The organism is Kitasatospora sp. NPDC085879, assembly GCF_040686255.1.
GTDB lineage: Bacteria > Actinomycetota > Actinomycetes > Streptomycetales > Streptomycetaceae > Kitasatospora.
Genome location: NZ_JBFBJZ010000048.1, coordinates 1 through 22,300 on the forward strand (window position 1 = coordinate 1; position 22,300 = coordinate 22,300).

At 72.2% G+C, this 22,300-nt stretch carries 18 protein-coding genes, 1 rRNA gene and 1 riboswitch; of the genes, 15 read left to right on the plus strand and 4 right to left on the minus strand.

The window, feature by feature from the left end; all coding sequences use genetic code 11:
* The 12 genes from rrf to AB0P35_RS29515 all read left to right on the plus strand — a co-directional run.
* Positions 1 to 87 (plus strand): 5S ribosomal RNA (rrf, locus tag AB0P35_RS29460); the annotation flags it as partial.
* Positions 88 to 194: 107 nt separating this feature from the next.
* Positions 195 to 806, plus strand: coding sequence for a CDP-diacylglycerol--glycerol-3-phosphate 3-phosphatidyltransferase (pgsA, locus tag AB0P35_RS29465; protein WP_095876367.1), 612 nt, complete (start codon positions 195 to 197; stop codon positions 804 to 806).
* 132 nt (positions 807 to 938) lie between these two features.
* Positions 939 to 3,434: a mannose-1-phosphate guanyltransferase gene (locus AB0P35_RS29470; RefSeq protein ID WP_363516675.1), complete on the plus strand. Its 2,496-nt coding sequence runs from the start codon at positions 939 to 941 to the stop codon at positions 3,432 to 3,434.
* Positions 3,435 to 3,587: 153 nt separating this feature from the next.
* Positions 3,588 to 4,628 carry a DUF881 domain-containing protein gene (locus AB0P35_RS29475; protein ID WP_363516678.1) on the plus strand — a complete coding sequence of 347 codons (1,041 nt, stop codon included), beginning with the start codon at positions 3,588 to 3,590 and terminating at the stop codon, positions 4,626 to 4,628.
* On the plus strand, positions 4,625 to 4,957 hold the full coding sequence (locus AB0P35_RS29480; protein ID WP_030269510.1) for a small basic family protein: 333 nt from the start codon (positions 4,625 to 4,627) through the stop codon (positions 4,955 to 4,957). The genes AB0P35_RS29475 and AB0P35_RS29480 overlap by 4 nt, the downstream gene beginning before the upstream one ends.
* Before the next feature lie 13 nt (positions 4,958 to 4,970).
* On the plus strand, positions 4,971 to 6,047 hold the full coding sequence (locus AB0P35_RS29485; protein WP_363516680.1) for a DUF881 domain-containing protein: 1,077 nt from the start codon (positions 4,971 to 4,973) through the stop codon (positions 6,045 to 6,047).
* Positions 6,048 to 6,249: 202 nt separating this feature from the next.
* The gene (locus tag AB0P35_RS29490) at positions 6,250 to 7,128 is read left to right on the plus strand and encodes an FHA domain-containing protein (RefSeq protein ID WP_095876364.1); all 879 of its coding nucleotides are present in this window, start codon (positions 6,250 to 6,252) and stop codon (positions 7,126 to 7,128) included.
* Positions 7,129 to 7,190: 62 nt separating this feature from the next.
* Positions 7,191 to 7,940, plus strand: coding sequence for a MerR family transcriptional regulator (locus tag AB0P35_RS29495; protein ID WP_095877215.1), 750 nt, complete (start codon positions 7,191 to 7,193; stop codon positions 7,938 to 7,940).
* A 97-nt stretch (positions 7,941 to 8,037) separates the two neighbouring features.
* On the plus strand, positions 8,038 to 8,511 hold the full coding sequence (locus tag AB0P35_RS29500) for a bifunctional nuclease family protein (RefSeq protein ID WP_095876363.1): 474 nt from the start codon (positions 8,038 to 8,040) through the stop codon (positions 8,509 to 8,511).
* 273 nt (positions 8,512 to 8,784) lie between these two features.
* Positions 8,785 to 9,468 (plus strand): MerR family transcriptional regulator, encoded by a 684-nt coding sequence (locus AB0P35_RS29505; protein WP_257019418.1) that lies wholly within the window; start codon positions 8,785 to 8,787, stop codon positions 9,466 to 9,468.
* A 115-nt stretch (positions 9,469 to 9,583) separates the two neighbouring features.
* Entirely contained in the window at positions 9,584 to 10,261 is a 678-nt protein-coding gene (locus AB0P35_RS29510) for an ElyC/SanA/YdcF family protein (RefSeq protein WP_363516787.1), read from the plus strand.
* Positions 10,262 to 10,373: 112 nt separating this feature from the next.
* The gene (locus AB0P35_RS29515) at positions 10,374 to 11,786 is read left to right on the plus strand and encodes a DNA polymerase IV (protein WP_363516685.1); all 1,413 of its coding nucleotides are present in this window, start codon (positions 10,374 to 10,376) and stop codon (positions 11,784 to 11,786) included.
* 163 nt (positions 11,787 to 11,949) lie between these two features.
* On the opposite strand, the gene AB0P35_RS29520 is transcribed toward AB0P35_RS29515, so the two are convergent.
* A complete protein-coding gene (locus AB0P35_RS29520) occupies positions 11,950 to 13,443 on the minus strand; it encodes an MFS transporter (protein WP_363516688.1) in 1,494 nt (497 codons plus the stop codon).
* A 205-nt stretch (positions 13,444 to 13,648) separates the two neighbouring features.
* Positions 13,649 to 14,878, minus strand: a complete 1,230-nt coding sequence (locus AB0P35_RS29525) for a PRC and DUF2382 domain-containing protein (RefSeq protein WP_363516691.1) — start codon at positions 14,876 to 14,878, stop codon at positions 13,649 to 13,651.
* 224 nt (positions 14,879 to 15,102) lie between these two features.
* Positions 15,103 to 15,208: riboswitch (glycine riboswitch) on the plus strand.
* Positions 15,209 to 15,431: 223 nt separating this feature from the next.
* On the opposite strand from AB0P35_RS29525, the gene gcvP reads away from it, so the two are divergent.
* Positions 15,432 to 18,305 carry an aminomethyl-transferring glycine dehydrogenase gene (gene gcvP / locus AB0P35_RS29530; RefSeq protein WP_363516694.1) on the plus strand — a complete coding sequence of 958 codons (2,874 nt, stop codon included), beginning with the start codon at positions 15,432 to 15,434 and terminating at the stop codon, positions 18,303 to 18,305.
* Positions 18,306 to 18,416: 111 nt separating this feature from the next.
* Here gcvP and AB0P35_RS29535 read toward each other — a convergent pair whose 3' ends face one another.
* Positions 18,417 to 18,608, minus strand: a complete 192-nt coding sequence (locus tag AB0P35_RS29535; protein WP_095876357.1) for a DUF5999 family protein — start codon at positions 18,606 to 18,608, stop codon at positions 18,417 to 18,419.
* A 316-nt stretch (positions 18,609 to 18,924) separates the two neighbouring features.
* Complete coding sequence (locus tag AB0P35_RS29540) at positions 18,925 to 19,497, minus strand: hypothetical protein (protein ID WP_095876356.1); 573 nt, start codon at positions 19,495 to 19,497, stop codon at positions 18,925 to 18,927.
* Between the two features lie 338 nt (positions 19,498 to 19,835).
* Here AB0P35_RS29540 and AB0P35_RS29545 point away from each other — a divergent pair, with 338 nt between their 5' ends.
* Both AB0P35_RS29545 and AB0P35_RS29550 read left to right on the plus strand, forming a co-directional pair.
* The gene (locus AB0P35_RS29545) at positions 19,836 to 21,338 is read left to right on the plus strand and encodes a glutamate-cysteine ligase family protein (RefSeq protein ID WP_095876355.1); all 1,503 of its coding nucleotides are present in this window, start codon (positions 19,836 to 19,838) and stop codon (positions 21,336 to 21,338) included.
* Positions 21,339 to 21,498: 160 nt separating this feature from the next.
* On the plus strand, positions 21,499 to 22,287 hold the full coding sequence (locus AB0P35_RS29550) for a CPBP family intramembrane glutamic endopeptidase (RefSeq protein ID WP_363516699.1): 789 nt from the start codon (positions 21,499 to 21,501) through the stop codon (positions 22,285 to 22,287).
* Positions 22,288 to 22,300 lie beyond the last annotated feature (13 nt).

A 22,300-nucleotide genomic window follows, 5' to 3' on the forward strand; every position in this document is an offset into this window, starting at 1 on the left:
GGTTACATTCCGAACCCGGAAGCTAAGCCTCGTAGCGCCGATGGTACTGCAGGGGGGACCCTGTGGGAGAGTAGGACGCCGCCGAACAATTCTTCAGGGCAAAGCCCCCACCCGTTCAGGGTGGGGGCTTTGTTGTTGTAGGGTCAAGGCCGCACATGTTCACGGCTGTACAGCTGTCAGTAGGAGGGTCCCAGGTGGAGGTTCAGGAGACGCGCGTGCAGACGGACCGCGTCCTCACCATCCCCAACCTGCTGAGCATGGGCCGGCTGGTGGGTGTGCCCATCTTCCTGTGGTTGATCCTCTGGCCGGTGTTCGGCGGGCCCGAGAACGACGGCTGGGCGATCCTCGTCCTGATGCTCAGCGGTATCAGCGACTACCTGGACGGCAAGCTCGCGCGGCGCTGGGGCCAGGTCAGCCGGCTCGGTCAGATCCTGGATCCGGCGGCGGACCGGCTGTATGTGCTGTCGACCCTCGTCGGTCTGACGTGGCGTGAGATCCTGCCGCTCTGGGTGACGGTGGTGCTGCTGGCGCGCGAGGTGTTCATCGGCTCGCTGCTGCCCATTCTCAACCGACACGGTTACGGGCCGCTCCAGGTGAGTTTCCTGGGGAAGGCGGCCACGTTCAATCTGATGTACGCGTTTCCGCTTCTGCTGCTGGGCAACGGCGAGAGCTGGCTCGCCACGGTTGCCGAGCCGGTCAGCTGGGCATTCATCTGGTGGGGCACGGTGCTCTACTGGTGGGCCGGCATTCTCTATGCCGTCCAGGCCCGGCAGCTTGTGCGGGCGGACCGTGCGGCCGCCGTTTGAGAGCTGTTGACAAGATCTTCACGTCCGACTTGCCACGACACGGTGAGTCGGACGTTTTTATCCGGGTAGAGAAGCTCTGGAACGGTTTGATGGATCTGCAGGGTTCACCACCGCGAAGGAGGACGCACCCGAATGAAAGCCGTTGTGATGGCGGGTGGCGAGGGCACTCGACTTCGTCCGATGACGTCGAGCATGCCCAAGCCACTGTTGCCGGTGGCCAACAGGCCGATCATGGAGCATGTGCTCCGGCTGCTACGGCGGCACGGTCTCACGGACACCGTGGTGACCGTCCAGTTCCTGGCCTCCCTGGTGAAGAACTACTTCGGGGACGGCGAAGAGCTGGGGATGAACCTGACCTATGCCAATGAAGAGATCCCGCTCGGTACCGCGGGCAGTGTGAAGAACGCCGAGGACGCGCTCAAGGACGACTCCTTTCTGGTGATCTCCGGTGACGCCCTCACCGATTTCGATCTTTCCGAGCTGATCGCGTTCCACCGGGAGAAGGGTGCGCTGGTCACCGTCTGCCTGACCCGGGTGCCGAACCCGCTGGAGTTCGGCATCACGATCACCGACGACGAGGGCCGGGTCGAGCGCTTCCTCGAGAAGCCCACCTGGGGCCAGGTCTTCTCCGACACGGTGAACACCGGCATCTACGTGATGGAACCCGAAGTCTTCTCCTACGTGGCGGCCGGCGAGTCGGTCGACTGGTCGAGCGACGTCTTCCCGCAGTTGCTCAAGGAAGGCAAGCCGGTCTACGGCTACATCGCCGAGGGCTACTGGGAGGACGTGGGCACCCACGAGAGCTACCTGAAGGCCCAGGCGGACGTGCTGGAGGGCAAGGTCGAGGTCGAGCTGGACGGCTTCGAGATCTCGCCCGGCGTGTGGGTGGCCGAGGGTGCCGAGGTCGATCCGGAGGCGGTGCTGCGCGGTCCGCTGTACATCGGCGACTACGCCAAGGTCGAGGCCGGGGTGGAGCTGCGCGAGCACACCGTGCTGGGCAGCAACGTCGTCGTCAAGCGCGGTGCCTTCCTGCACAAGGCGGTCATCCACGACAACGTGTACGTCGGCCCGCAGTGCAACCTGCGCGGCTGCGTGATCGGCAAGAACACCGACGTGATGCGGGCCGCCCGGATCGATGAGGGTGCGGTGATCGGCGACGAGTGCCTGATCGGCGAGGAGTCGCTGCTGGCGGGCAACGTCCGGGTCTACCCGTTCAAGACCATCGAGGCCGGCGCGGTCGTCAACACCTCGGTGATCTGGGAGTCCCGCGGCCAGGAGCACCTGTTCGGCGTGCGCGGCGTCTCCGGCATCCTGAACGTGGAGATCACCCCGGAGCTGGCCGTGCGGCTGGCCGGGGCGTACGCGACCACCCTGAAGAAGGGGGCAACGGTCACCATCGCACGTGACCACTCGCGTGGTGCGCGGGCGCTCAAGCGGGCGATGATTTCGGCGCTGCAGACCAGCGCCATCGACGTCCGCGACCTGGAGAACGTCCCGATGCCGGTCGCCCGGCAGAACACCGCGCGCGGCAGCGCGGGCGGCGTTTTCCTGCGGACCACGCCCGGTGTGCCGGACTCGCTGGACATCCTGTTCTTCGATGCGAACGGCGCCGACCTCTCGCAGGCCGGCCAGCGGAAGCTGGACCGCGTCTACGCTCGCCAGGAGTTCCGACGGGCCTTCCCCGGCGAGATCGGGGACCTGCTGCACCCGTCCAGCGTGTTCGACTCGTACGCGCGGAACCTGCTGCGGGCGATCGACACCAGCGGGGTGCGCGAGGCGGGCATGAAGGTCGTCGTGGACGCCGCGCACGGCAGCGCCGGGCTTGTTCTGCCGAGCATCCTCGGCCGGCTCGGTGTCGAGGCGCTCACGGTCGACAGCGGCCTGGACGAGGCGCGGCCGACCGAGGACGCCGAGGAGCGGAGGGCCGCGCTGGCCCGGCTCGGCGAACTCGTGGCCTCCTCCCGGGCGGCCTTCGGCGTGCGCTTCGACCCGGTCGGTGAGCGGGTCTCGTTCGTCGACGAGCTCGGCCGGGTGATCCAGGACGACCGGGCGCTGCTGGTGCTGCTCGACCTGGTCGCGGCCGAGCGGCGCAGCGGCCAGGTGGCACTGCCGGTGACGACGACCAGGATCGCCGAGCAGGTGGCCGCGTACCACGGCACCCAGGTGACCTGGACGACCACCTCGCCGGACGATCTGGCGAAGGCGGCCGCGGAGGAGGGCACGGTGTTCGGCGGCGACGGCCGCGGCGGATTCGTGGTGCCCGAGTTCAGCGGGGTGCTGGACGGGCCCGCGGCGTTCGTCCGGCTGGTGGGCCTGGTGGCCCGGACCCAGCTCACGCTGAGCCAGATCGACGCCCGGATCCCGCAGGCGCACATCAAGCGGCGGGACATCGCGACGCCGTGGGCGGCCAAGGGCATGGTGATGCGCTCGGTCGTGGAGGCGGCCGGGAGCCGACGGCTGGACACCACCGACGGTGTGCGGGTCGTGGAGGCCGACGGCCGCTGGACGATCGTCCTGCCGGACCCGGCCGAGGCGGTCACCCACCTGTGGGCGGAGGGCCCGGACGACGAGGCCACCGAGCAGCTGCTCGACGAGTGGGCGGCGGTGGTGGACTCGGCCGGGCGCTGAGCACCGTCAGGGAGAGAACCTCCCGGTGAAACGGCCGGGGCGCGGCGGTCCGGTACCGCCGCGCCCCGGCCGGTCACGGTTCGGTGACCGTCGGGGTCCCTGACGGTGGGGGCTGTGCGTACGCCGCCTCGGCGACATGGGACGATGTAACGCATGCCAGCAACGCCGACGCCGAGTGACTCGAACGGACGGTTCACCCGTCCGGACGCCTCGATGTCCCTGCTGACCAACGTCATGGACCACAGCCTGGACGAGGGCTACGCCGAGGCGGCCCGTCGGGGCGACGGTCCGACCCGGCTGCCGACGAGCCTGCGCGGCAAGCTCACGCTGGCCATCGGGTTGGCGCTGGCCGCGACCGTGGTGACCGTGGCCGGGGTGAACACCTCCAAGGCCGAGCCGACGCTCGCCAAGGAGCGGGACGCGCTGGTGCACCGCGTCAACGACGCCACCAAGACCGCGGACACCCTGCAGCGGCAGGTCCAGGACCTGCGCAAGCGGGTCGGGGCGGCCCAGCAGGAAGCGCTGCCGGTCGGCGGCGACAGCACGCTGGCGGCGCTCGGCGCCCGGACCGGCACGGGGGAGATCAGCGGCCCCGGGATCAAGCTCGTGATCGAGGACGCCGCCGGGACGGGCGCCGGCGGGTCTGTGAGCAACCCGCGCGAGGCCGAGGGGTTCAGCAACACCGGCCGGCTGCGCGACCGCGACCTGCAGCTCGTGGTGAACGGCCTCTGGCTGTCCGGCGCGGAGGCGGTGTCCATCAACGGCCAGCGGCTGACGACGCTCTCCGCGATCCGCGCCGCCGGTGACGCGGTGCTCGTGGACAACCGGCCGCTGGTCCCGCCGTACACCGTGCTGGCGATCGGCGACGGCGAGCGGTTCGCCCAAGTCTTCGACTCCAGCTCGGCCGGGCGCTACCTCAAGCTCATCCAGGACAGCTACGGCATCAAGTCGAACGTGTCCGTGCAGAAGAAGCTGTCGCTGCCGGCCGCGCTCGGCGTGACGTTGCGGACGGCGAAACCCGGCGGCGCCGAGAGCGCCGCCTCGGCGGGCCCGGGCGCGTCCGGCAGCCCGTCGCCGTCGGGCGGCAGCTCGGCGTCGCCCGGCGCCTCGCCGTCCCGCTCGGCCGGGGCGGGCGGACCGACCGCCCCGCCCACCAAGTCGAACCCCACCCGGACAGGAGTACCTTCACCGTGATTGCCGTTCTGGGGCTCGTGATCGGCGTCGTCGTCGGCCTCTTCGTTCAGCCGGAGGTCCCCGACGCCGTGGTGCCGTACCTGCCGATCGCGGTGGTGGCGGCGCTGGACGCGGTGTTCGGCGGCGTCCGGGCGATGCTGGACGGGATCTTCAACGACAAGGTCTTCGTCGTCTCGTTCCTCTCGAACGTGGTCGTCGCGGCCCTCATCGTCTTCCTCGGCGACCAGCTCGGGGTGGGCGCGCAGCTCTCCACCGGCGTCGTCGTGGTGCTCGGCATCCGGATCTTCTCCAACGCAGCCGCGATCCGGCGGCATGTGTTCAGGGCGTAGGGAGAAACACGTCGTGGAACAGGACGACAAGTCGAACGGCCGCCCGGACGGGCAGCCCGCGCCCTCCTCCGAGGGGACGGGGGCGTCCGAGGGGCGGAAGACCCCCGGGAAGCCCGGCGGGTCCGTGGTGCCGCCGGCCGTGCCGCCGGTGTCCGGGGAGGCCGCCGCGGAAGCCGGACGGGCCTCGGAGGAGCCCGAGGAGCCGTCCGTCGGGCCCGTGGGCGACACGCCCGAGCCCGAGCCCGAATTCGAGGTCGCAGCCGAGCCGCCCACCGCGACGCAGCCGGCGGAGCAGGCCGAGGAGACCGGGCAGCCGGAGCAGGCAGAGCAGGCCGAGGAGGCCGAGGAGGCCGAACAGGCGGGGCAGGCCGACCCGCGTCGTCGGCTGCGGTCCGCGGTCTGGCCGCCTCGGCTGTCGCGCGGGCAGCTCGTCGTCGCCGTGCTGCTGTTCGCGCTGGGTCTGGGCCTGGCGATCCAGGTGCGGTCGACCAACGACCACAACCAGCTGCGTGGGGCGCGTCAGGAGGATCTCGTCCGCATCCTCGACGAACTGGACAGTCGCCAGCAGCGTCTCCAGCAGGAGAAGACGCAGCTGGAGCAGTCCCTGACCCAGTTGGAGAACAGCTCCAACCAGGCCAAGGAGGCTCAGGAGCAGACCAGGGAGAAGGCGGCGGAGCTCGGCGTGCTCGCCGGGACCGAACCGGCCACCGGCCCGGGGATCGTCTTGACGATCAATGATCCCCAGGGGCAGGTGAAGGCGGATATGCTGCTGGACACCCTGCAGGAACTCCGAGCGGCTGGAGCGGAGGCGATTCAGATCAACGATGTGCGAGTGGTGGCCGGCACCTACTTCACCGACGGCCCCGACGGCGGTGTGCAGATCGACGGCAAGAAGGTGTCGCAGCCGTTCCGCTTCACGGTCGTGGGCAACCCGCAGGATCTGACGCCGGCGCTCAACATCCCGGGCGGTGTGGTCCGCACCCTGGAGAAGGAGCAGGCGACCGCCGTCATCACCCAGCAGCAGAAGGTGGTCGTCGACGCCCTCGCCGAACCGAAGCCGCTGCAGTACGGCAAGCCGGCGGCGAAGTGACGGGTCGACTGTCCTACGGTCCGTCAGGTCTCCACCGGCCCCGGTGGCGCGCCGCGGTGCGGCCTGAGGCACACTGGGATGTTCCACCCCGGCGGTGTGCTCCGCCGCCTGCTCGGGCCCGGCCGGATGCCGGGCCAGCTGCCAGTCCGAGCCTGTCACCCTGCCCCGCGGGCGGGTCTGTCACACGCAAGGGGATTCGCCCGTGAGTCTGTTCTCGAAGCTGTTCGGCCGCAACAACCGCCAGGAGTCGGCAGACGCGCCCACCGCGCGCCACCGCCGCCCGGGAGAGGAGGCCGCCGTCCCCGGCATGCGGCCCGCGCCCGAGGCGGACCGGTACGCCGAGCGTCCGCTGTTCCGTGACGGCCACGGCGCGGCTCCGTACGAGGGGAATGCGCAGGGCTACGGCGCGTCGGTTGAATCCGGTGCCGCGCCGCGCATAGGTTTCCCGGCAGCACCCTCAACCTCCGGTGGAGGGTTTACCCCGGACCCCTACGCCGGGCACGTCCAGCAGGGTGTGCCGAGCCAGGAGGCTGTGACGATGGCTGGCACCTCCCCGTGCCCGCGGTGCGGCAACCAGAACCCGCTCACGGCCCGGTTCTGCTCCAACTGCGGCTCGGCCCTGCGCCACGCGCCAATGCCCGAGGGGGCCGCCGAGACCACCTCGACCATCTCGATCTCCGGGATCGAGTCGTACGAGCCCGGTGCCACGTCCACCGGCGCCACCCCGGCGCTGTCGCCCGAGGTGCTGGCCGCGATCGACGCGCTGCCGCCGGGTTCGGCCCTGCTGATCGTGCAGCGCGGCCCGAACTCGGGCAGCCGCTTCCTGCTGGACTCCGACGTGACGACCGCGGGCCGTCACCCGCAGGGCGACATCTTCCTGGACGACGTGACGGTCTCGCGCCGCCACGTGGAGTTCAGGCGGCTGCCCGGCGGCGGCTTCTCGGTGGCGGACGTGGGCAGTCTGAACGGCACGTACGTCAACCGCGAGCGGATCGACGAGGTCACGCTCAGCAACGGTGACGAGGTCCAGATCGGCAAGTACCGGCTGGTGTTCTTCGCCGGTCACGTCCGGGGGTACTGAATCCGACATCGGCAGGAGCCCGAGTGACCGCGAACCCTCCCACCACTCTCGGGGCCACCCCCGTGCCCGCCACACGCCGTGCGGCCGAGGTACGGGGGAGGGGCGGCGACGAGCTGCTCTCGATCGGCGCCGTGCTGGCGTTCCTCCGGGACGACTTCCCCGAGGTCACCATCTCCAAGATCCGCTTCCTGGAGGCGGAGGGGCTGGTCGACCCGCAGCGCACCCCCTCGGGCTACCGCAAGTTCAGCGCCGGGGACGTCGAGCGGCTGGCGTACGTGCTGCGCATGCAGCGCGACCACTACCTGCCGCTGCGGGTGATCCGTGAGCACCTGGACGCCATCGAGCGCGGGGAGGCGCCGCCGGCGCTGCCCGCCCCGGAGCCCCGGCCGGGCCCGCTGGAGGAGGCCGACCGGGAGCTCGGCGTCGCGGCCGGCACGGTCGCCGGGGTGCGGCTCGGGCGGGCCGAGATGCTCGCGGCGGCCGAGGCCGAGGAGGCCGAACTCGGCGAGTGGGAGTCCTACGGCCTGGTCTCGGCCGGGCCGGACGGCGGCTACGACGGCGAGGCCCTGCAGATCGCGCGGCTGGTCGCGGAGCTCGGCCGCTACGGCCTGGAGCCGCGCCACCTGCGGGCGATGAAGGCCGCCGCCGACCGCGAGGTCGCCCTGGTGGATCAGGTCGTCGCGCCGCTGCGCCGGCACCGCAACCCGCAGACCCGGGCGCACGCCGAGACCACCGCCCGCGAGCTGGCGACGCTCTCCGTCCGGCTGCACGCGGCCATGGTCCAGGCGGGGCTGCGCGCCCGACCCAGCTGATCGGGCGGCCGCCCGCGACACCCCGGTGCCGCGCTGCTGACCAGGGCCGGACGTGCTGCGCTTTCCTATCGGCGGCGCGAGCCATAGGGTTGCCAGTGTGAATGAGCTCGACGTCGTGGGTGTCCGGGTGGAGATGCCTTCCAACCAGCCGATCGTGCTGCTGCGGGAGGTAGGGGGCGATCGGTACCTGCCGATCTGGATCGGCCCGGGCGAGGCGACCGCGATCGCTTTCGCGCAGCAGGGCATGACCCCGGTGCGGCCGCTGACGCACGACCTCTTCAAGGACGTGCTCGACGCGCTCGGCCAGCAGCTGACGGAGGTCCGGATCAGCGACCTGCGCGAGGGCGTGTTCTACGCCGAGCTCGTCTTCTCCGGCGGTGTCGAGGTGAGCGCACGCCCCTCGGACGCCATAGCGCTGGCCCTGCGGACCGGTACGCCGATCTACGGCAGCGAGAACGTGCTCGCCGAGGCGGGCATCGCCATTCCGGACGAGCAGGAGGACGAGGTCGAGAAGTTCCGCGAGTTCCTCGACCAGGTCTCGCCGGACGACTTCGGCGGCGGCCAGCAGTAACCGTCGGCCACGGCCACGGTCCACGTACCGCAGAGTCCTCGTAGTCCTCGTACTACCGGCCTTGAGTCACTGCAACGGCGCTTTGCAAAAAGTCGGCTTCCTACCCACACTAAGGGCACGAAAAACCACTCTCCGGAGTGACATCCGACCGGAGCCCCGGCGTGGCGATCGTTGACGGGCCTGTGGTGACTGCCTACCGTCAAGGGAGGTTCCGGTCGGCCTGCGCCGTCCGGCGCCCCGGTGAGCCGAAGGACCGAGTGGACGGAGGCAGGCATGAGCGGTACTGGCGACGACGCCACCGCCGGGGGCCTGTGCGCCGTGCACCTGCCGCGCTCCGGCCGCACACCGGCCCCGCGGGCCTGGGAGGCCCCGGCCGAGCCCGTCGACACCGAACTGCCCCGGGTGGGGCGCTTCCCGGCCGTCCAGGCCGGGCAGCCCGCGATCGAGCGGATCCCGCCGACCTCCGCCCTGGTCGGCTACCGCGGGCCGACGGCCTGCGCCGCCGCCGGCATCACCTACCGTCAACTCGACTACTGGGCCCGCACCGGGCTGCTGGAGCCCAGCGTCCGCACCGCGTACCCGGCCGGCGCGCAGCGACTCTACAGCTTCCGCGACATCCTCCTGCTGAAGATCGTCAAGCGGCTGCTGGACGCGGGCGTCTCGCTGCAGAACATCCGGGTCGCCGTCGCCCACCTCCAGGCGGCCGAGCCCACCGACCTCACCGGCCTGACGCTGATGTGCGACGGCGCCACCGTCTACGAGTGCACCAGCCCGCAGCAGGTCGTCGACCTGATCGGCGGCGGCCAGGGCATGTTCGGCATCGCCGTCGGCGCGGTCTGGCAGGAGCTGGAGAGCGCGCTCGGCCGGCTGCACGCCGAACGCACCGACACCGGCGAGACCCTGATCGGCCATGACCCGGCCGACGAGCTCGCCCAGCGCCGCAACCGCGCCGTCTGATTCCCGTCCACGCAGGCCCCGGCACAGGACCGGGGGAACCGCGCCGGCCGTCCGCCGCGTCCCGCCAGATGTGTCGATCAAGGATCTGAAGAGGCTGCGCCGGGCCGCAGCACGGCTGCGGCGGATTCCCGGGCTCGGCGACCGCACAGGCCGGCGGCGCTGGTTCCAGGCCGCCGTCGTCGTCAGCACCCTCGCACTCGCGCCCAGCGCCTGGCTGTGGACCGGCGAGGACGGCCGCGTCCGCGCGGTGGCCGACGCCCCCGCCGCGCCCGTCGCCGTGGTCTTCGGCGCAGGACTCTTCGGCAGCGAGCCCTCCCCGTACCTCGCGCACCGGCTGGACGCGGCACTGAACCTCTATCAGCAGCACAAGGTGCAGGCCATCCTGGTCACCGGCGACAACAGCACCACCGACTACGACGAGACCGACGCCATGCGCCGCTATCTGACGGACCGGGGGGTGCCCGACATCCGGGTGGTCGGCGACTACGCCGGCTTCGACACCTGGGACTCCTGCGTGCGGGCCCGCCGCATCTTCGGCGTCGACCACGCCCTGCTCGTCAGTCAGGGCTTCCACGTGCGGCGCGCCCTGGCACTGTGCGAGGCCGCCGGCATCGACGCCTACGCCGTGGCCGTGGACGAGCCGCACGACACCACCTGGTACTACGGCGGGCTGCGCGAGATCCCGGGGGCGGGCAAGGCGGCGCTGGACGCCTGGCTGCGCCCCGACCCCCGGTTCCTCGGGGCCACCGAGCAGGGCGTCACCCTGGCACTGGCGGACGCGGCCCGGCGGTAGGGCGCGGCGGTACGGCCCGGCTCGGCGGTGGGGGCGCGGGCGGTCTCCCGGCCGGGAACGGCCGCTGCCCCGCCTCGAACGGATTGTCACAGCCGTGCGCGATGATCGCCCTGTGCGGACTGTGCCGAGCATCATCCACCTCGACATGGACGCCTTCTTCGCGTCGGTGGAGCAGGCGGCCAAGCCGAGCCTGCGCGGCAAGCCGGTGATCGTCGGCGGCCTCGGCGGCCGCGGTGTCGTCTCCACCGCCTCCTACGAGGCCCGGAAGTTCGGTGTGCACTCCGCGATGCCGATGGCGCAGGCCCGCCGGCTCTGCCCGAACGCCGCCTTCCTGGCCGGTCGCTTCGCCGCCTACCGGGAGAACAGCGACATCGTCATGGCCCTGCTCCGCGAGCGCTCACCCCTGGTCGAGCCGCTCAGCCTCGACGAGGCCTTCGTCGACCTGGAGGCCGGCCCGTACGGCCCCGCGCTCGCCGCGGCCGAGCCGGCGGTCGGCGCCCAGCTGGTGCTCGCGGTCGCCGAGGACCTGCGCGCCGACATCCTCGAACACACCGCCCTCACCGCCTCGGTCGGCGCCGCGGGCTCCAAGCTGATGGCGAAGATCGCCTCCGAGCAGGCCAAGCCGGACGGCCTCGTCCTGGTGGAGATCGGCTCGGAGCGCGCCGTGCTCAGCCCGATGCCCGTCCGCGCCCTGCCCGGGATCGGGCCCGCCACCGAGCAGACCCTGCGCCGGGCCGGCCTGACCACGGTCGCCGATCTCGCCGAGGCGGGCGAGGCCGAGCTCGTCCAGCTGCTCGGGCGGGCGCACGGCGCCGGGGTGCACCTGATGGCCACCGGGTACGACGAGCGCGCGGTGGTGCCCGACCGGGACGCCAAGTCCGTGTCGGTGGAGGACACCTTCGAGGTCGACCTCGCCGACCGCGACCGCATCCTGCACGAGATCGACCAGCTCACCGCCCGGTGCGTCCGGCGGCTGCGGGCGGCGGGCCGCTCCGGCCGCACCGTGGTGCTGAAGGTCCGCCGCTTCGACTTCTCCACGCTCACCCGCTCCGAGACGCTGCGCGCTCCCACGGACGACGAGGCGGTGATCGCGGAGACCGCCCGCCGGCTCGCCCTGCAGGTGGACACCACCGGCGGGGTGCGGCTGCTCGGCGTGGGCGTGTCCCAACTGGCCGACTACACCCAGGAGGACCTGTTCGCGCAGGCCGCGCACGCTGCCCAGGCGGAGGCAGAGGCGGAGGAGGCGGAGGAGGGCTCTGAGGGCACGGCGGGCGCGGGGGAGGAGCCGCCCGCACGGCCGTCCGGGCCGGCGGCGGAGGCCGTGCCCCCGCTGCTGCGCCGCTGGCTGCCCGGGCAGGACGTGCGGCACGCCGAGTTCGGCCCGGGCTGGGTGCAGGGCAGCGGGGTCGGCCGGGTCACCGTGCGCTTCGAGACGCCGTACGGGCCGCCGGGCCGGGTGCGGACCTTCGCCGTGGACGACCCGGATCTGGAGCCGTCCGAGCCGCTGCCGCTGCGCCAGGCCTGAGCCGCGGCCCGAGCGGTACGCGGCGGACATGGCGAGCGGCCCCGCACCGTCCCAGTGCGGGGTCGCTCGGTGGGGCCGGGCCGTGTCCGTGGTCGCATGCCCACAACCGTCCACGGGGCCCGGCCCCCTCGCGCCCTGTCCCCTGGCGCGAGGAGACGCCTCGTCAGGCGTCGGTCTTGGCCAGCTCGGGGCTGGTGGCGGAGGGGGTCCCCGCGGCCGGGCCGACGGCCGGGGCCTCGGCGGACTTGATCCGGCGGATGGCGAACGGCACCAGGCCGGCGACGACGCACATCACCGCGGCGGTCCAGTAGGCGTGCTCGTAGGCCTGCAGGGTCGGCAGCGCGACCGGGATCGGCAGCTTCATGGTGTCGCCGGTGAGGATCGCGGCCATCACCGCGGTGCCGATGGCACCGCCGACGGTGCGCAGCACCGCGTTCATGCCGTTGGCGATGCCGCTCTGCTCGGCCGGCACGGCGCCGTTGATGTAGGCCGGCATGGCGGCGTAGGCGAGGCCGACGCCGAGGCCGAAGACGGCGGAGGCGAGGTAGATGTCGATCTCGTGGCTGTGCCGCAGGGCGAGGTAGGCCATGGCGACCGCGCCGAGGATGCCGCCGGCGACGAGCGGCAGACGCGGGCCGCGGCGGGCGATCATCAGGGCGCCGAGCGGGGCGGCGACCATCGAGCCGAGGGCGGACGGCAGCAGCATCACGCCGGCGTGCAGCACGGTGGCGGTGAAGCCGTAGTGGGCGAGCTTCTCCGGGGTCTGCGCGAAGTTGCTGATGACCATGAAGGAGCCGTACATCCCGAAGCCCATGAGCAGGCCGGAGATGTTGGTGAAGGCGACGGCCGGGCGGGACATCATCTTCATGTCGACCAGCGGGTGCGTGACCTTGACCTCGATGAGGATCCAGACCAGGGCGATCACCGCGGCGACGGCGAACAGGCCGAGCGTGCGGTTGGAGGTCCAGCCCCAGTGGTTGCCCTGGCTGACGGCGATCAGCAGGGCGGAGAGCCAGCCGGCCAGGGTGAGCGCGCCGAGCGGGTCGGCGCCGCCCTCCTTGTCGACGACCGGGTCCGTGGGCACCCGCAGGGCGACCAGGGCGACCGCGATGATGCCGAAGACCAGGCCCATCCAGAAGATCGACTTGTAGCTCCAGTGCTCCAGCAGCAGGCCGGTGGCGACCAGGCCGAGGCCGCTGCCGACGCCCATGGAGGCGCTGATGGCGGCGACGCCGCCGGTGACCTTGGCCTTGGGCAGCTCGTCACGGACGATGCTGATCGCGAGCGGGAGCACGCCACCGCCGGCGCCCTGCAGCACGCGGGCGACGACCAGCCAGGTGAAGGAGTGGGTGCCGACCGCGAGGGCGGAGCCCGCGACCAGGCCGGCGAGCGAGACCAGCAGCATCGGCTTGCGGCCGCGGAGGTCGCCGAACCGGCCGAGCAGCGGGGTGAGCACGGCCGCGGAGAGCAGGTTGGCGGTCATCAGCCAGGTGATGCTGGAGCCGGAGACGTTCAGCTCCTTGGCCAGCGACGGCAGGATCGGCACGACCGCGGTCTGCACCACGCTGAACGCCAGCATGGCCAGCACGAGCGCGGGGAGCACCCGCGCACTGCTCGGCTTCTCGTCCGTGGCGGCGGGCTGTGGGGCCTCACTCACGGTGGGTTTCCTCCCGTTGGGGCTGCCGGAAGCCGAAATCACTGCTTCAGGCAAGCGATAGTGAATGAACTGAAGTAACGATGCAGGTCGATACTTCACTCTGTCAAATATCGATCGGTGAAGCTTCGGCAAAGCGCAGGTCCCGGCCCGCCGCAGCGGACCGGGACCTGTCGTCGTCAGGAGCCGGAGTCGGGAGCCGGAAGGGTCAGACCGGGTGCAGCGGCTCCGGCCGGGGCGGCTGCGCGGCGGCCCGGGCCGCCACCTGGACGTGCGCCGGCGCCGACGCGTGCGGTGCCGGCCCGCCCGCCGCGGGGGCGCGGCCCGCCGGACCGGCCGCCCGCTCGGCCGGCGGCGGGCTGAAGGGCTGCGGACCGTACGGCTGGTGCGCGGTCTCGTCGTGCACCTCGACCTGCTCGCGCTGCAGCTCCTCGCGGACGAGCTCCTCCTCCGTGTACCGCTCGACCACCAGGCGCACCCGCTCGATCGGGGCCAGGTACTTGCGCACCACCGCCCGCTCCTCGCGCAGGGTCACCTCCTCGACCGCATCGGCGATCTCCTGGTCGCTCAGCGCGGCCCGCTCGGCGTCGCTCACCGGCACCCGCTCCACCCGGGCCCGTTCGCGCACCACCGGCACCCGGCGCTCCACCGCCTCCGAGGTCACGTACTTGCGCAGCCGGACGGTGCCCAGCACGTGCCACTCGGTGCTGATGTCCAGCCGCTCCTCGCGGCAGACGATCTCGACCGGCCGGTGCGCCCCGGCCTCGCCGCCGGCGTGCCGCTCGGCCCGGTCGGGGCGCTGCGCCGCGGCCGGCGTCGCCGGGCGGACGTTGGCGCCGGCCGGTACCGCCTGGAGCTGCATGGTGATCTCCTGGTCGTTCTCCCGGCCGCCGTGGCTCTCGGGCCGGGCGTGCTCCCGGCGTGCCCCGCCGTGCTGCCCGTCGGCGTGGTCGGTGCGGCCCTGGTCGGTGCGGCCGTGGCCGTTCGCCGCGGACCGGGCGTCCGCCGGGGCCTGACCGTTCGACGCGGCCCCGCCGGGTGCGGTCTGCGCGACCGTGCCGAAGTCGGTGTCCCTGGGGCGCTCGGCCGGTGCCGGGGCGGCCTCCGCGCCGGGCCGGCCGGCGCCGGCGGTGTCCAGCCCGTAGTAGCGGTACAGCTGCAACTCCTGGGCGGGCGACAGGTGCTGGCCCACGCCGAAGTCGGGGGACTCCTTCACCAGCGACTTGTCGTACGGGACCTTCAGCTCCTCGCCCGAGAACTCGCTGGTGGTCAGCGGGACGAAGGCGTCCCGGCCGAAGATCCCGGTGCGGACCGCGGCCCACTCGGGCTCACCGGTCGCGTCGTCGAGATACACCTCGTCGACCGTGCCGATCTTTTCACCGTTCCGGTCGACCGCCTTGTGCCCGATCAGGTCTCGCGGATCGATATCGGTCTGCACGCTGTCCTCCAGTGCTACTGCTCCTGTGGTACGCGGACGTCGGGACGGCTGGAGGAGCTGGCCAGACGCCATCTACACAGAACGCCACGAACCGGACAGCGGCGAGCCGAACGGGGCCGTCCGGGCCGGTGATCGGCCGTCCGGGGGAGGGCCGGACCGGTGGGACGCCGGTCACAGCGCCCGCCATTCCAGGCAGTCCCGCTGGTACCCTGGGCGGCGACCGCCGAGCCCGCGCGGGAGAGTCCCGGACCCCGTTGAGCAGGGGGAAAGGGGCGCCGAAGGAGCAACCCCTCCCCGGAATCTCTCAGGCACCCGTACCGCACGGGCCAGGTCACTCTGGAAAGCAGGGCAGGATCGTCGGCACAGGAGCCGGCGGCACCACCCTCACCGACGGTGCAAGCCGACGAGATGCCTTCGGGCGTCATGGCGGCGAAGCTCTCAGGTACCGATGACAGAGGGGGAGGCCTGACGGGTTCGTGCGTCTTTGGCTCCCCACGGCGGCCGACCGGCGTGCGTACCCCCGCCGGTCCGTGACCAGGAGGCCTCGACCCCCATGAACGCCCAGCCGAACCTCACCGAGCTCGAGCAGGCCAGTCCCTTCGAGACCCGCCACATCGGCCCCGACGCCGCCGCCCAGGAGAAGATGCTCGCCCACGTGGGCTACGCGTCCCTGGACGAGCTGTCCGAGGCGGCCGTCCCCGAGGCCATCCGCAGCCTGACCGCACTGGACCTGCCGGCCGGCCGCAGCGAGGCCCAGGTCCTCGCCGAGCTGCGCGAGCTGGCCGACCGCAACCGGGTCGCCACCTCGATGATCGGCCTCGGCTACTACGGCACCTTCACCCCGCCGGTGATCCTGCGCAACGTGCTGGAGAACCCGGCCTGGTACACCGCCTACACGCCGTACCAGCCGGAGATCTCGCAGGGCCGCCTCGAGGCGCTGCTGAACTTCCAGACCCTGGTCTCCGACCTCACCGGCCTGGCCACCTCCGGCTCCTCGCTGCTCGACGAGGGCACCGCGGCCGCCGAGGCCATGGCCCTGGCCCGCCGCGTCACCAAGGTGAAGGGCGGCGTCTTCCTGATCGACTCCGACACCCTGCCGCAGACCGTCGCCGTCATCGAGACCCGCGCCGTGCCGACCGGCGTCGAGGTGGTCGTCGCCGACCTGTCCGAGGGCATCCCGGCCGAGATCGCCGAGCGCGGCGTCTTCGGCGTCCTCCTCCAGTACCCGGGTGCCGCCGGCGTCGTCCGCGACCTCACCCCGGTCATCGAGCAGGCCCACGGCCTCGGCGCGGTCGTCGCCGTCGCCGCCGACCTGCTCGCCCTCACCCTGCTCAAGTCCCCGGGCTCGATGGGCGCCGACATCGCCTGCGGCACCTCGCAGCGCTTCGGTGTCCCGATGGGCTTCGGCGGCCCGCACGCCGGCTACCTCGCCGTCCGCGCCGAGTACGCCCGCAACCTGCCCGGCCGCCTGGTCGGCGTCTCCGTCGACTCCGACGGCAACCGCGCCTACCGCCTCGCCCTGCAGACCCGCGAGCAGCACATCCGCCGCGAGAAGGCCACCAGCAACATCTGCACTGCCCAGGTGCTGCTCGCCGTGATGGCCTCGATGTACGCCGTCTACCACGGCCCCGACGGCCTCGCGGACATCGCCCGCCGCACCCACCGCTACGCCGCCGCGCTCGCCGCGGGCCTGCGCGCCGGCGGGGTCGAGCTGGTGCACGGCGAGTTCTTCGACACCGTCACCGCCCGCGTCCCGCAGCGCGCCGACGAGGTCGTCACCGCCGCGCTCGCCGCGAACATCAACATCCACAAGGTCGACGCCGACACCGTCTCGATCTCCTGCGACGAGACCACCACCCGCGAGCACGTCACCGCGCTGTGGGCCGCCTTCGGCATCGCCGGCGGCGAGCTCGACGAGACCGCGGACGCGCTGCCCGCCGCCCTGCTGCGCGAGGACGAGTACCTCACCCACCCGGTCTTCCACAGCCACCGCTCCGAGACCGCCATGCTGCGCTACCTGCGCCGCCTGTCGGACCGGGACTACGCGCTGGACCGCGGCATGATCCCGCTGGGCTCCTGCACCATGAAGCTCAACGCCACCACCGAGATGGAGCCGGTCACCTGGCCCGAGTTCGGCCAGCTGCACCCCTTCGCCCCGGCCGACCAGGTGCAGGGCTTCCTCAGCCTGATCCACGGCCTGGAGCAGCAGCTCGTCGAGGTCACCGGCTACGACGCGGTCTCCATCCAGCCGAACGCCGGCTCCCAGGGCGAGCTGGCCGGCCTGCTGGCCGTCCGCGCCTACCACCACGCCAACGGCGACACCCAGCGCGACGTCTGCCTCATCCCGTCCTCCGCGCACGGCACCAACGCCGCCTCCGCGGTCATGGCCGGCATGCGGGTCGTCGTGGTGAAGACCCTCACCGACGGCGACGTGGACGTCGACGACCTCAAGGCCAAGATCGAGCAGCACCGCGACCAGCTGTCCGTGCTGATGGTCACCTACCCGTCCACCCACGGCGTGTTCGAGACCGAGATCACCACCATCTGCGAGATGGTGCACGACGCCGGCGGCCAGGTCTACGTCGACGGCGCCAACCTCAACGCCCTGGTCGGCCTCGCCAAGCCGGGCAAGTTCGGCGCGGACGTCTCGCACCTGAACCTGCACAAGACCTTCTGCATCCCGCACGGCGGCGGCGGCCCGGGCGTCGGCCCGGTCGCGGTCCGCGCGCACCTCGCGCCGTACCTGCCGAACCACCCGCTGCAGGAGGAGGCCGGCCCGGCCACCGGCGTCGGCCCGATCTCGGCCGCACCCTGGGGCTCGGCGGCGATCCTGCCGATCTCCTGGTCGTACGTCCGCCTGATGGGCGGCGAGGGCCTCAAGCGCGCCACCCAGGTGGCAGTGCTGAACGCCAACTACATCGCCAAGCGGCTCGCCCCGCACTTCCCCGTGCTCTACACCGGCCCCGGCGGCCTGGTCGCGCACGAGTGCATCATCGACCTGCGCCCGCTCACCAAGGAGACCGGCGTCACCGTCGACGACGTCGCCAAGCGTCTGATCGACTACGGCTTCCACGCCCCGACGATGTCGTTCCCGGTGGCCGGCACGCTGATGATCGAGCCCACCGAGTCCGAGGACCTGTACGAGATCGACCGCTTCTGCGAAGCGATGATCGAGATCCGCGCGGAGATCGAGAAGGTCGGCTCCGGCGAGTGGCCCGCCGAGGACAACCCGCTGCGCAACGCCCCGCACACGGCCGCCAACCTGGCCGCCGACTGGCAGCACGCGTACACCCGCGAGGAGGCCGTCTTCCCGGCCGGCGTGAACCCCGCGGACAAGTACTGGCCGCCGGTGAGCCGGATCGACGGCGCCTACGGCGACCGCAACCTGGTCTGCTCCTGCCCGCCGCTGGACGAGTACGGCGTCTGAGCCCTCAGGGCATGACGGCGAGGGCCCCGGAGGAGATCTCCTCCGGGGCCCTCGCGGCGTTCCGGGCCGGCGCCCCTGCCGGCGATCCCGGCGGGCGTTCCGGGTCGGTGGTCAGGCCGCCACGGCGAGCGGTCGCCGCGGGGCGATCACCCGGCCGTCGGGCAGCAGTTCACCGGTGTCCTCGAACAGGAGGACGCCGTTGCAGAGCAGGCTCCAGCCCTGCTCGGGGTGGCGGGCCACCGGTACGGCCGCTTCGCGGTCGGCCGACTCCGCCGAAGGACATTCAGGACGGTGCTGGCACATAGCTCGTACCCTCGCTTCGCTCGCGATCCTGCCCCGCCGCCGGCGCCCCCGTGGTGCGCCGCCCTGCCGGCGGATCATCCTCGCCGGCCCAGGTGTGAACCGGCGCTTCGGTGGGTAGGACAAGCCCCCACAGCCGCTGGTTCCCAGTGTCGGCATCCCGGGCCGCTCCCGCAGCAGTTTCGTGACATGCGCCACAACCCGTTGCAGGAGATCACCCGTTCAGGCGGCCGACCGGCGCCGGAACGACCGAACGGGCCACCGGGTGTCTGACCCTGATAGGTCAGACCCGATGGCCCGTCCGGGTGATTCGGGGGTGTCAGCTCTGGCTGAGCAGCATCGTCGCGCCGCCGAGCGGCGGGCGCTCCAGCGCCGCCAGCAACTCGCCCGCCCGGTAGATCCGGTGGGCCGTCACCCCGAGCGGCGCGGGGGAGAGCGGAATCAGCAGGTCGTCCCGGCCGTCCGGTGCCGAACCGTTCAACCACAGGGCCGTCGCGTAGTGGCCCGGCATCGACAGCAGCCGCGGCAGCCGGATCGTGCGCGAGCCCTGCGCGAGCTGCCACGCCTGGCGCAGCGCCTGCACCGTGGAGTCGAGATAGGGGCCGGCCGCGAAGTGCGCGAAGGTGTGCCCGGCGGGCGTCTCCGCCACCTCCGCGGCCGCGACGACACCGCCGCTGCCCTGCTTGATCAGGAACCGCCAGCCGGTGCGCCGCGCGGTGCCCAGCGCGGACCCCTCCAGCACGTACACGGCCAGCGGGTGCGCGGGCAGCAGCGGACCGGCGGTATGGCGCAGCGCTGCGGCCGCTGGCTTGCTGAGCGCGCCCTCGTCGTCGAGGGCGGCCAGCACGGCCCGCAGGGCACTGGGCGGCGGCTGAGGGGTCTGCAGAGTCATGGCGGGTCGCCTCTCTGTGCGAGATCGGCGTGCGAGTGCGGCATACCGGCGTGGCGGGACCTGGCCGTGTCCGGTTGGGCATGATCGCGGTGCGGGCACGGAACCACGCGAGCACGAGGTCGTCGTGCGGCGGGAAACCGGCCGGGAGCGCAGTGCGAATTCTACTCGAACAGGTGCGCAGGGTGACCTTCTTATCACGTTCGGTGTGGTGCGGCAAGTCCGGTATTCACTGACGGGCCGTCAGTTCCGGGCCTCGCCACCGCGTTCGAGACCCCGGGCTATCGATCTTCCGGATGGGCATGATGCATGCACGGTCGACCTAGGGGAGGAGGACGCTCATGGGCGAGAAGGTCGCGGCCACTCGCGCTGAACTGTCCGACCGGCAGCTGTACCGGCGCAAGCTCCAGTCCTGTCTGGACGTGTTCGAGCGGATGCTGCGCGAGGGACGTTTCGACCGCCCCAGAGCGATGATGGGCCTGGAGATCGAGCTCAACCTGGCCGACGAGCAGGGCATGCCGGTCATGCGCAACGCGCAGGTGCTGGAGTCGATCGCCTCGGCCGACTTCCAGACCGAGCTGGGCCGCTTCAACATCGAGGTCAACGTCGCCCCGCGGCGGCTCGGCGGCCACGTCCTGGAGGAGCTCCGCGAGGAGGTCGACACCTGTCTGCGCTACGCCGACCGGCAGGCCGAGGAGGCCGGCGCCCGGATCGTCATGGTCGGCATCCTGCCGACCCTCGACCTGGACCACACCGGCCTGGACAGCATGTCCCACAACAACCGGTACAGCCTGCTCAGCGACCAGATCCTGGCCGCCCGCGGCGAGGACATCGCGCTCGACATCGAGGGCGTCGAGCACCTCGCCGTCGAGTCGGTCTCGATGGTCGCCGAGGCCGCCGCCACCTCGCTCCAGCTCCACCTGCAGGTCACCCCGGAGAAGTTCGCGCCGGTGTGGAACGCCGCCCAGGCGATCTCCGCCAGTCAGGTCGCGCTAGGCGCCAACTCGCCGTTCCTGTTCGGCCGCGAACTGTGGCGCGAGACCCGGCCGGTGCTCTTCCAACAGGCCTGTGACACCCGTTCGGCGGAGCTCAAGGCGCAGGGCGTGCGCCCCATCACCTGGTTCGGGGAGCGCTGGGTGGACTCCGCGCTGGATCTCTTCGCCGAGAACCTGCGCTACTTCCCGGCCCTGCTGCCGATCTGCGACGACGAGGACCCGGTCAAGGTGCTCGCCTCCGGCGGCGTCCCCAAACTCGCCGAGATGCGGCTCCACAACGGCACCATCTACCGCTGGAACCGCCCGGTGTACGACGTCGCCGACGGCATCGCCCACCTCCGGGTGGAGAACCGCTGCCTGCCCGCCGGCCCCACCGTCACCGACGTGCTCGCCAACGCCGCCTACTACTACGGCCTCGTCCGCGTGCTCGCAGAGCAGTCCCGCCCGGTCTGGACGAGGCTGCCGTTCGAACGCGCCGACGAGAACTTCCAGACCGCGGCCCGGCACGGCATCGACGCCGTCCTGCACTGGCCCCGGCACGGACGGGCCGGCCGCGGCGGCACCGCCCCCGTCCCGGTGACCGAGCTCGTCCTCAACGAACTGCTCCCGCTCGCCCACCAGGGCCTCGACGAGTGGGGCGTCGAACCCGCCGACCGCGACCGCTACCTCGGCGTCATCGAGCAGCGCTGCCTGCGCCGCACCAACGGCGCCTCCTGGCAGGCCGCCACCGTGCACCGGCTGCGCGAGCACTTCGGCATGGACCGCACCGCCGCCATCGCCGCGATGACCAGGAGGTACGTGGAGTACATGCGCACCGGGGAACCGGTGCACACCTGGCCGGTCGGCTGACCGGCCGCGCCCCGCCGCAGGCAGCGCCCCGCCACGGGCCGAGCTTGCGGCGGGGCGCTCTCATCCGCGTGTGCGAGGATGATCGGCCCGGAGGCCGTCCGTGCCCCCGGGCCCGCGCGCCGGCCGGCCGCGGGCAGCGAGCCGCCGCGCGGGAGACCAGGTGACCAGCGTTTCGACCGAGCCCGAGACCGGCACCCCGGCCCGCCGTCTGCTCGGCGTCGAGCTGCTCATCGTGCTCGGGCTCTCCCTCGGGGCCAGCGGCGTCGCCGCCCTGATCAGCTTCGCCGACTCGGTGACCCAGCCCATCGCCCTCGGCCGGCAGGTCGCCACCCTCAACAGTTCCCGCGCACCGGGCCGGCCCTGGATCGACCTCGCCTGGCAGGTCTACTACATCGCCCGCGGGCTGATGCCGGTCGTCCTGGTCGGCTACCTGCTGGTCCGGGAGTCCACCTCGCTGCGGGTGCTCGGCTTCGACCTGCGGGACAAGGCGCGGGACCTCGGGCGCGGCACACTGCTCGCCGCCGCGATCGGCGGCACCGGCCTCGGCCTCTACCTCGCCGCCCAGGCCGCCGGCTTCAACCTCACCGTCGCCCCCTCCGGCCTGCCGGACGTCTGGTGGCGGATCCCCGTCCTGATCGGCTCGGCCTGGCAGAACGCGATCCTCGAGGAAGTGATCGTGGTCGGCTACCTGCTGCGGCGGCTCGGACAGCTCGGCTGGTCCTGGCCGGCGATGGTGGTCACCAGCTCGCTCCTGCGCGGCTCGTACCACCTGTACCAGGGGGTCGGCGGACTGGTCGGCAACATGGTCATGGGCATCGTCTTCTGCCTGCTGTACCGCCGCTGGGGCCGGGTGATGCCCCTGGTGGTCGCGCACGCCCTGATCGACACCGTCGCCTTCGTCGGCTACGCCCTCCTCGCGGGCCACGTCAGCTGGCTGCCGACGGCCTGACCGCCCCTGCGCC

Excerpts from the sequence above, each read along its gene's own strand:
- AB0P35_RS29470 (WP_363516675.1), top strand. The coding sequence starts at position 939 with ATGAAAGCCGTTGTGATGGCGGGTGGCGAGGGCACTCGACTTCGTCCG.
- AB0P35_RS29475 (WP_363516678.1), top strand. The coding sequence starts at position 3,588 with ATGCCAGCAACGCCGACGCCGAGTGACTCGAACGGACGGTTCACCCGT.
- AB0P35_RS29505 (WP_257019418.1), top strand. The coding sequence starts at position 8,785 with ATGAGCGGTACTGGCGACGACGCCACCGCCGGGGGCCTGTGCGCCGTG.
- gcvP (WP_363516694.1), top strand. The coding sequence starts at position 15,432 with ATGAACGCCCAGCCGAACCTCACCGAGCTCGAGCAGGCCAGTCCCTTC.
- AB0P35_RS29535 (WP_095876357.1), bottom strand. The coding sequence starts at position 18,608 with ATGTGCCAGCACCGTCCTGAATGTCCTTCGGCGGAGTCGGCCGACCGC.
- AB0P35_RS29540 (WP_095876356.1), bottom strand. The coding sequence starts at position 19,497 with ATGACTCTGCAGACCCCTCAGCCGCCGCCCAGTGCCCTGCGGGCCGTG.
- AB0P35_RS29545 (WP_095876355.1), top strand. The coding sequence starts at position 19,836 with ATGGGCGAGAAGGTCGCGGCCACTCGCGCTGAACTGTCCGACCGGCAG.